We start from the raw sequence: 8,031 nt of genomic DNA on the forward strand, positions 1-8,031 counted from the left end.
AACGCGCTCCCCGTCAACCTATGCGCTGGCGACGCCCGGTGGAACGGCTTTCGACGGGCCAGTGACCAACGCCACGCCCGAGCCGGGCTTTTGGGGTCCGGCGGGGGCGGGCCGGGGTGCCGGGTGGGGCGATGGGGCAGGTGGGGCCGGTGGGGTCGTCACATGGTCAGGAGCATGGCGAACATGCCGATGCCCATGGTGAGTCGGCAGGCCTGGGGCAGCCCGGCGGTGCCGATCGCGAGGGTGCCCGCCGGGGTGCGCAGCAGTCGGCTGCCGGCCCAGAGGGTGTAGCCGCCGAAGTAGAGGAGAAGGGTGCCGGTCAGTGCCGGGAGGCCCAGGGTGGCGTCGTGGTGGTGATCGTGGCCGGAGGTGGCCGCCATCGCGAGGGCCATGTACGTCATGGCGAGCGCGCCGACGGCGTGGTGCAGCCGGTGGGCCCGGCCGGCGGGGGCGTGTGCGGCGGCGAACAGGAAGGCGGCGGCGGGGAGGCCGAACAGTGCGGCCCAGACGGGGGCGGGGACGATGGCGCCGGTGACGGCCATCACGGCCATGCCGAGCCCCATCAGGGCCTCGGCGGCGTCGGACTCGCGGGCGAGCGGCCGGTGCGCGCCGCCCGGGGCGCAGGGGGAGTGGCCGAGCCTGACCAGACAGGAGGCGCCGGCGCCTGCGGTGAGGAGGGCGAGGAGCCAGTTGACCAGGGTGGGTCCGTGCAACGGCGGCCTCCCGGGGCGATGGGCGACGGAGGGCGGCGAACAGCGGACGGCAGACAGCTGACAGATAACAGATGATGAAATCTGTTCGCTGTCATCTGTCAGCTGCCATCCGTCCGCCGACCCCCCGCGCGCGGCGACGGTCGTCCGGTCCACGATCACCGCACCCGGCCGGGCGCTGCCAGGGCGCGCACAGGGGCGCACAGTGGTGCCACCGTCGCGAAAGCCCCGACCGCACACCAGTCCGCACCCCAGTCCGCCCCGGCCCACCTCGCTCGGGCCCACCCGTGGCCGGCCCCGCCCGCGCCCGCCCGACCGTCGCGGAGGCCTCAGCCCTGGAGCCGCCCCGAGGCGACCACCCGGCTGAGGAACTGCCGGGTCCGCTCCTCCTGCGGATCGCCGAACACCTGCTCCGGCGCCCCCTGTTCGAGCACCACTCCGTCGTCCAGGAAGCAGACCCGGTCGGCCACCTCACGGGCGAAGCCCATCTCATGGGTGGAGATGACCATCGTCATCCCCTGCTCCTTGAGGTCCCGCACCACCGACAGCACCTCGCCGACCAGCACCGGGTCGAGCGCCGCGGTGATCTCGTCCAGGAGCAGCAGCCGGGGCCCGGTGGCCAGCGCGCGCACGATGGCGACCCGCTGCTGCTGCCCGCCGGAGAGCCGGTCCGGGTACTCCTTCGCCTTGGCCGCCAGCCCGAGCCGGTCGAGCAGTTCCAGCGCCCGCGCCTCCGCCTCGGCCCGGGCGACCCGGTGCACCCGGCGCGGCGCGAGCGTGATGTTCTCCAGCACCGTCAAGTGCGGGAACAGGTTGTACGACTGGAACACCACACCGATCCGCCGCCGCACGGCGTCCTCGTCGGCACGCGGATCGGTGATCTCCTCGCCGTCCAGGAAGATCGCCCCGTCGTCGATCCCCTCCAGCAGGTTGACGCACCGCATCAGCGTGGACTTGCCGGAGCCGGACGCCCCGATCAGCGCCGTCACCGAGTGCTCGGCCACGGCGAGGTCCACGTCGCGCAGCACCACCTGGCCGCCGAAGGTCTTGCGCACCGACTCCAGCCGGAGCACCTCGCTCGCCGTCACACCGCACCGCCCTGGAGCCGGCGGCGGTTCGTCCGGGTGGTCAGCCAGTCGGCGAACCGGGTGAGCGGAATGGTCAGCACGATGAACACCAGCCCCGCGATCAGGTACGGCGTGAAGTTGAAGGACCGGGCCGCGATGATCTTCGCCGCGTACACCGCGTCGATCGCGCCGCCGATCGAGACCAGCCCGGTGTCCTTCTGGAGGCTCACCAGGTTGTTGAGCAGCGGCGGCACGACCCGTCGGACGGCCTGCGGCAGCACCACGTACCGCATCGCCTGCGCGTTGGTCAGCCCCAGCGAGCGGGCAGCGGCGCGCTGGCTCGGGTGCACCGACTCGATGCCGGAGCGGAACACCTCCGACACGTACGCCGAGTACGTCAGCACCAGCGCGGCCCCGCCCAGCAGCAGCGGATCGGTGGTGACCCCGGTCAGCCGCAGCGCCGGCACCCCGGTGATCATCACCAGCAGGCAGATGATCATCGGCAGCCCGAGGAAGAAGTCCACGTACGCGGTGGCCAGCAGCCGCACCGGCAGGAAGACCGGCCCGCGCAGCGTCCGCAACACCGCCAGCAGCAGCCCGAACACCAGGATCAGCGCCCCGCAGCCGAGCATCAGCTCCAGGTTGAGCCGCAGCCCCTTCAGCACCTCGGGCAGCGCCTGACGGGCGTAGTCGAGGTTGAAGAAGGTGCGCCGAGTCACCTCCCAGCCGGGGGAGTTGACGACCAGCAGGTAGAGCACGACGGCCGTTGCCAGGGTCGACGCGGTGGCGATCAGCGCCGAACGGCGGGCCCGGGACCGCCGGTACGCCTCGTGCGCCAGCCGCCGCTCGGAGGGGCGGTAGCCACCCTCCGCCGCCGGCTCCCCGGTCCGGGCCGCCTGCTTCCCGGTCCGTGCAACGGACGCCCCGGCCCGCGCCGCCGAGGCTTTGGTGAGTTCCGCCGGCGCGGTGTCCGGTGTCTCCCCGCTCAGCTCGGGGCCCAGGTCAGCGCTCACTTCAGCACCGGCGCCGAGACGGCGTCGGAGAGCCACTGCTTCTCCAGCTTCGCCAGCGTGCCGTCGGCGCGCAGCGCGTCCACCGCCTGGGAGACGCAGCCGGTCAGCTTGGAGCCCTTGTCCAGCACCAGGCCGAACTGCTCGGCCCGCGCGCCCGCCTCGAACTGGCCGACCACCTGGGCCTCGGGGACCTCGGCGCCGGTGATGTAGAAGGCGGTCGGCAGGTCGACGACCAGGGCCTCGATCTGGCCGTTCTTCAGCGCGGCCTTGGCCAGGTCGTTGGAGTCGAAGACGGCGGGCTGGGTGCTCGGCTTGATGGTGTCGGTGATGGTGTCCAGGCTGGTGGTGCCGACCTGCGCGCCGAGCTTGGTGGTCTTGAGGTCGGCGATGCTCTTGGCGCCCGCCGCCTTGGAGTTCTTCAGCGCGATGACGGTCTGGCGCACGTCGTAGTAGCCGGAGGAGAAGTCGACCGCCTGCTTGCGCTCGTCGCTGACGGACACCTGGTTGATGTCGAAGTCGAAGTCCTTGGCGCCCGGCGCGGTCGCCTTGTTGAACGGTGCCACCACCCAGCTGACCTTCTCCTTGGGGTAGCCCAGCTTCTCGGCGACCGCGTAGGCCACGGCGGACTCGAAGCCCTTGCCGCTCTCCGGCTTGTCCTCGGAGAACCACGGGTCGTACGCGGGCTTGTCGGTGCCGACGGTCAGCGTCCCGCCCGTGCGCGTCGCCAGCGCCCCCAGCGCGCAGCCCGCCGCCGTCCCGGCCGCACCTGAGGCACCGGAGGCGGTGTCGGACTTGGAGTCCTGCGGAGCGCAGGCGGTCAGCACGGCAGCGGCGGCGACCAGCGCGGCGACGGGCAGTACGGCGGACGGCTTGCGGAGGGTCATGGTGGGCTCCAGGGGAAGGACCGGGCGGGACGGGGAAGGGCGGCGGCACGGGAGGGCGCGGCGAGGCGGGCCGGATCCCGGCGGGTCACTTCCCCCGGTGGCGGCGCCGGAACACACACGGCATGGTCGGCGTACGGGCCCGCGTCCGCGGCGCCCCCCCGAGCCGGACCGGAGGCAGCCTGGTCGGCGGCAACCGGTCAACAACAGCGGCGACAGCGGCAACAGAGGCCGCGCGCGCGACGGCGGACGTGCCGACGGGAGGGCGCCCGGAACGGGCTGTCGTGGCGTTCGGCCACCGTGATCACCGCCGGGAGCATGCGGGGAGGTTCGCATCAGAGCGGCGCATCTGTCCAGATCATCCAGATCAGTGTCCACATGTCGGACGACCCGCCTCCCGCCGGAGGTTTCGTCCCCGGAACGGCGGCGCGCCGGAACTTTGCCGGTCCTGGCCCCCTTGAACAGGAGAACCTTTCGTACTTATGGTGGCCTCGTTGAAATAACTCCTGTCGAAGTGAGTCCACGATGCAGAATCTTTCGCCAAGGCTCGCTGCGGCGGCCGACGCCCCGGTCTCGACCCTCGCCGGCCACCCGGCCTGGCTGCGCCTGAAGGAGGCCGTCGAGACGCTGCGCCCGCTGCAGTCCAAGGACGGCTCGATCGACCTGGCCGCCGTCCAGCGGCACACCGTCGACCCGCTGGTCGCCAGCGTCCGCACCGCGGTCAAGGAACTCGCCCCGCACTTCCCGCACGACGCCGCCTACCTGGCCGCCGTCGACGCGGACCTCGCCAAGTGGGCCGACACCGGCTACCGCGAGCCCGACTTCCTGGACTCACTGCTCGCCTTCCAGCCCGCCGACCAGCGCGAGGACGGCCTGGAGCACCTCGTCGTCTTCCCGATGTACACCCAGAACGGCAACCCGGACCGCAACCTGGAAGCCGTCCTGCTGAGCGTCGTGTGGCCCGACTGGCTGGCCGAGCTGGAGCGCACCCGCTTCGACAACCCGATGTTCGTGCCGATCACCTTCACGGACTTCACCGCCGGCTACGACACCAACTCCGCCGTGCTCTTCCCCGAGACGGTCGCCGTGCGCAAGGCACCGGAACGTTTCACCTGGGGTGGCATCTTCTGTGACCGCGAGGCCGCCCGCTTCCGCGCCGTCTCCACCAGCGCCGTCCGGCAGCTGGGCCTGGAGATCCCGGCCGACGCCGAGGGCCTGCTCCAGGACCAGCAGCGCGCGCAGGAGACCTTCGTCCTGTGGGACCTGATCCACGACCGCACCCACAGCCACGGCGACCTGCCGTTCGACCCCTTCATGATCAAGCAGCGCAGCCCGTTCTGGATGTACGGCCTAGAGGAGCTCCGCTGCGACCTCACCACCTTCAAGGAGGCGGTGCAGCTGGAGTCCGAGGGCAACCCGCACGCCCGCGACGTCCAGTACGCGGTCCTCTTCGACCGCCTGTTCCGCTTCCCGGTCTCCGGTGACCGGGTGCGCAACTACGACGGCCTCGGCGGCCAGCTGCTCTTCGCCTACCTGCACAAGCACGAGGCCCTGAGCTGGCGCGACAACCGCCTCAGCATCGACTGGGAGCGCGCCCAGCAGGTCACCAACGCGCTCTGCGGCGACATCGAGAAGCTGTACCGCGACGGCATCGACCGGCCCAAGCCGGCCCACTGGATCGCCGCCTACGAGCTGGTCTCCCGGTACCTCACCCCGCACCCCGCCTCCACCTGGGCGAAGGGTTCCGAGGCCCTCCCGCTCGACATCACCGACGGCAAGGCCCTCAACAAGGCCCTGTGCGACGCCGTGCTCCCGGACGAGTTCCCGCTGAGCATGTTCTACGAGGCCCTCAACAAGAAGCTGAGCGGCGTCATCGCCTCCACCGCCGGTATCACCGGCACCAGCACCCAGGGAGCCGCCGCGTGACCACCTCCACCAATTCCCCGCTGGCCGGCAAGGTCATCGCCGTCGCCGGAGCCAGCGGCCCGGCCGGCCGCGCCGTGCTGCGCCGCCTCACCGCCGGCGGCGCCACCGTGATCGGCGCCGACATCGACGCCCAGCGCCTGGAGTCCGCCCTGGACGCCACGCGGGTGGCCGTCCGCGGAGCGAAGGTCAGTGGCCAGGTGATCGACCTGCTCGACCCGCAGGAGGTCCACGACTGGGCCGACCACCTGGAGTCCGAGCACGGCCACGTGGACGGCCTGTTCCACCTGGTCGGCGGCTGGCGCGGCGGCAAGACCTTCTTCGACACCCGGCTGGACGACTGGGACTTCCTGCACGACACCGTCGTGCGCACCCTCCAGCACACCTCGCTGGCCTTCCAGCCGGCGCTGCTGCGCAGCACCGCCGGCCGCTACGCGATGATCTCCGCCGCGGCCGCGCACAAGCCCACCGCCGGCGGCGCCGCCTACGCGGCCGCCAAGGCCGCCACCGAGGCGTGGACCCTCGCCATGGCCGACTCCTTCAAGAAGGAGACCACGGCCCCCGACGGCGAGCCCACCGCGGCGGCTGCGATCCTGGTCATCAAGGCGCTGGTCAGCCCCGAGATGCGGGCCGAGAAGCCGGAGGCGAAGTTCGCCGGCTTCACCGACACCGCTGACCTCGCCGACCACCTGGCGGGCCTCTGGGACCGCCCCGCAGCAGAACTGAACGGACAGCACCTGTGGCTGACAGCCCGATGACCGACCTCACCCGTACGGACGCGGTACGGCGGCACGACCCCGCCGTCCGCGGCTTCGCCAGCGACAACTACGCCGGCGTGCACCCGGAGGTCCTCGCCGCGATAGCCCTGGCCAACGGCGGTCACCAGATCGCCTACGGCGAGGACGACTACACGGCCCACCTCCAGGACGTCTTCCGCCGCCACTTCGGCGAGACGGCCGAGGCCTACCCCGTCTTCAACGGCACCGGCGCCAACGTGGTCGCCCTCCAGTCGCTGCTCCCGCGCTGGGGCGCGGTGGTCTGCGCCGAGTCGGCCCACATCCACGTGGACGAGGGCGGTGCCCCGGAGAAGATGGGCGGCATCAAGCTGCTCACCGTCCCCACCCCGGACGGCAAGCTCACCCCCGAGCTGCTCGACCAGCAGGCCTGGGGCTTCGGTGACGAGCACCGCGCGCAGCCGCTCGCGGTCTCCATCACCCAGAGCACCGAGCTCGGCACCCTCTACACCGCCGACGAGATCCGCGCGATCACCGAGCACGCCCACCAGCTGGGCATGCTCGTCCACGTGGACGGCTCCCGTCTGGCCAACGCCGCGGCCTCGCTCGGCCAGCCGCTGCGCGCCTTCACCGCCGACGTGGGCGTCGACGTGCTGTCCTTCGGCGGCACGAAGAACGGCCTGCTGTTCGGCGAGGTCGTGGTGGTGCTCAACCCGGAGGGGGTGCGCAACATCAAGTACCTGCGCAAGACCTCGATGCAGCTCGCCTCGAAGATGCGCTTCGTCTCGGTCCAGTTCGAGGCGCTGCTCTCCGGTGACCTCTACCTGCGCAACGCCGGCCACGCCAACGCGATGGCCGGCCGCCTGGAGGCCGCGGTCCGGAAGATCGACGGTGTCGAGGTGGTTCGCCCGGCCCAGGCGAACGCGGTGTTCGCGATCCTCCCGCGCGAGGTGAGCGAGCGGCTCCAGAAGCGCTACCGCTTCTACTTCTGGAACGAGCACACCGGTGAGGTCCGCTGGATGTGCGCCTTCGACACCACGGAGGCCGACATCGACGCCTTCGCGGAGGCCATCGCCGAGGAGATGGGCCGCGCCTGACGGTGCCCCGACGACGGATCGTCCCGTCCTGCGACAGCAGGGCGGGACGATTTGCATGTGGCGGGCCGGTCCCCGTACAGTTCCGGAGTCGCCGCGGGAGACCGGGGCGGCAAAGCGGAAAGCAAATCCGATGAATGAAACTCCGGAAAACGGAGCGGAAAACGTCTGATAAGCTTGAAACACGAAAGAACGAAGCCCGGAGGGTCTGCTGGAAGGCAGTCCGAAGGAAGCGTCCGTTCCTTGAGAACTCAACAGCGTGCCAAAAGTCAACGCCAGATATGTTGACATCCCCGGCCTCAGGTTTCCTGGGGTTGGAGATTCCTTTTGAAACAAACACTAGCGAGGACGCAGTGCGCGGGACCGCCCTATTCCGGTGGTTGCCGTGCCGCTCAACGCGAGTGTGGACCCGGCGCTTTTAATTAAGCACTGCCGGGAAGACATTCACGGAGAGTTTGATCCTGGCTCAGGACGAACGCTGGCGGCGTGCTTAACACATGCAAGTCGAACGGTGAAGCCCTTCGGGGTGGATCAGTGGCGAACGGGTGAGTAACACGTGGGCAATCTGCCCTGCACTCTGGGACAAGCCCTGGAAACGGGGTCCAATCT

7 protein-coding genes and 1 rRNA gene are annotated in these 8,031 nt (G+C 70.8%); 4 read left to right on the plus strand and 4 right to left on the minus strand.

From position 1 onward, the window contains the following. Positions 1–158: 158 nt before the first annotated feature. The 4 genes from BU198_RS14530 to BU198_RS14545 all read right to left on the minus strand — a co-directional run bounded on the left by BU198_RS14530 (position 159) and on the right by BU198_RS14545 (position 3,674). Positions 159–713 (minus strand): DUF5134 domain-containing protein, encoded by a 555-nt coding sequence (locus tag BU198_RS14530; RefSeq protein ID WP_188297260.1) that lies wholly within the window; start codon positions 711–713, stop codon positions 159–161. Positions 714–1,039: 326 nt separating this feature from the next. Then, positions 1,040–1,798: an amino acid ABC transporter ATP-binding protein gene (locus tag BU198_RS14535; protein WP_317620120.1), complete on the minus strand. Its 759-nt coding sequence runs from the start codon at positions 1,796–1,798 to the stop codon at positions 1,040–1,042. Next, positions 1,795–2,616, minus strand: a complete 822-nt coding sequence (locus tag BU198_RS14540) for an amino acid ABC transporter permease (RefSeq protein WP_223244384.1) — start codon at positions 2,614–2,616, stop codon at positions 1,795–1,797. Before BU198_RS14540 ends, BU198_RS14535 begins: the two co-directional genes overlap by 4 nt. 170 nt (positions 2,617–2,786) lie before the next feature. Further along, positions 2,787–3,674 carry an ABC transporter substrate-binding protein gene (locus BU198_RS14545; RefSeq protein ID WP_188297261.1) on the minus strand — a complete coding sequence of 296 codons (888 nt, stop codon included), beginning with the start codon at positions 3,672–3,674 and terminating at the stop codon, positions 2,787–2,789. 522 nt (positions 3,675–4,196) lie between these two features. Between BU198_RS14545 and BU198_RS14550 the strand changes: the two genes are divergently transcribed. The 4 genes from BU198_RS14550 to BU198_RS42150 form a co-directional block, all read left to right on the plus strand. Next, positions 4,197–5,597, plus strand: a complete 1,401-nt coding sequence (locus BU198_RS14550) for a DUF6421 family protein (protein ID WP_188297262.1) — start codon at positions 4,197–4,199, stop codon at positions 5,595–5,597. Next, on the plus strand, positions 5,594–6,352 hold the full coding sequence (locus BU198_RS14555; RefSeq protein ID WP_188297263.1) for an SDR family NAD(P)-dependent oxidoreductase: 759 nt from the start codon (positions 5,594–5,596) through the stop codon (positions 6,350–6,352). Before BU198_RS14550 ends, BU198_RS14555 begins: the two co-directional genes overlap by 4 nt. Continuing rightward, entirely contained in the window at positions 6,349–7,425 is a 1,077-nt protein-coding gene (locus BU198_RS14560) for a threonine aldolase family protein (protein ID WP_188297268.1), read from the plus strand. The genes BU198_RS14555 and BU198_RS14560 overlap by 4 nt, the downstream gene beginning before the upstream one ends. A gap of 440 nt (positions 7,426–7,865) precedes the next feature. Continuing rightward, positions 7,866–8,031, plus strand: a 16S ribosomal RNA gene (locus BU198_RS42150); the annotation flags it as partial.

The organism is Streptomyces sp. CBMA156 (assembly GCF_014596515.1).
Classification (GTDB): Bacteria; Actinomycetota; Actinomycetes; order Streptomycetales; family Streptomycetaceae; genus Kitasatospora.

Bases quoted from the DNA above. Each gene is read 5' to 3' on its own strand.
- BU198_RS14560 (WP_188297268.1), top strand. From the start codon at position 6,349: ATGACCGACCTCACCCGTACGGACGCGGTACGGCGGCACGACCCCGCC.
- BU198_RS14550 (WP_188297262.1), top strand. From the start codon at position 4,197: ATGCAGAATCTTTCGCCAAGGCTCGCTGCGGCGGCCGACGCCCCGGTC.
- BU198_RS14545 (WP_188297261.1), bottom strand. From the start codon at position 3,674: ATGACCCTCCGCAAGCCGTCCGCCGTACTGCCCGTCGCCGCGCTGGTC.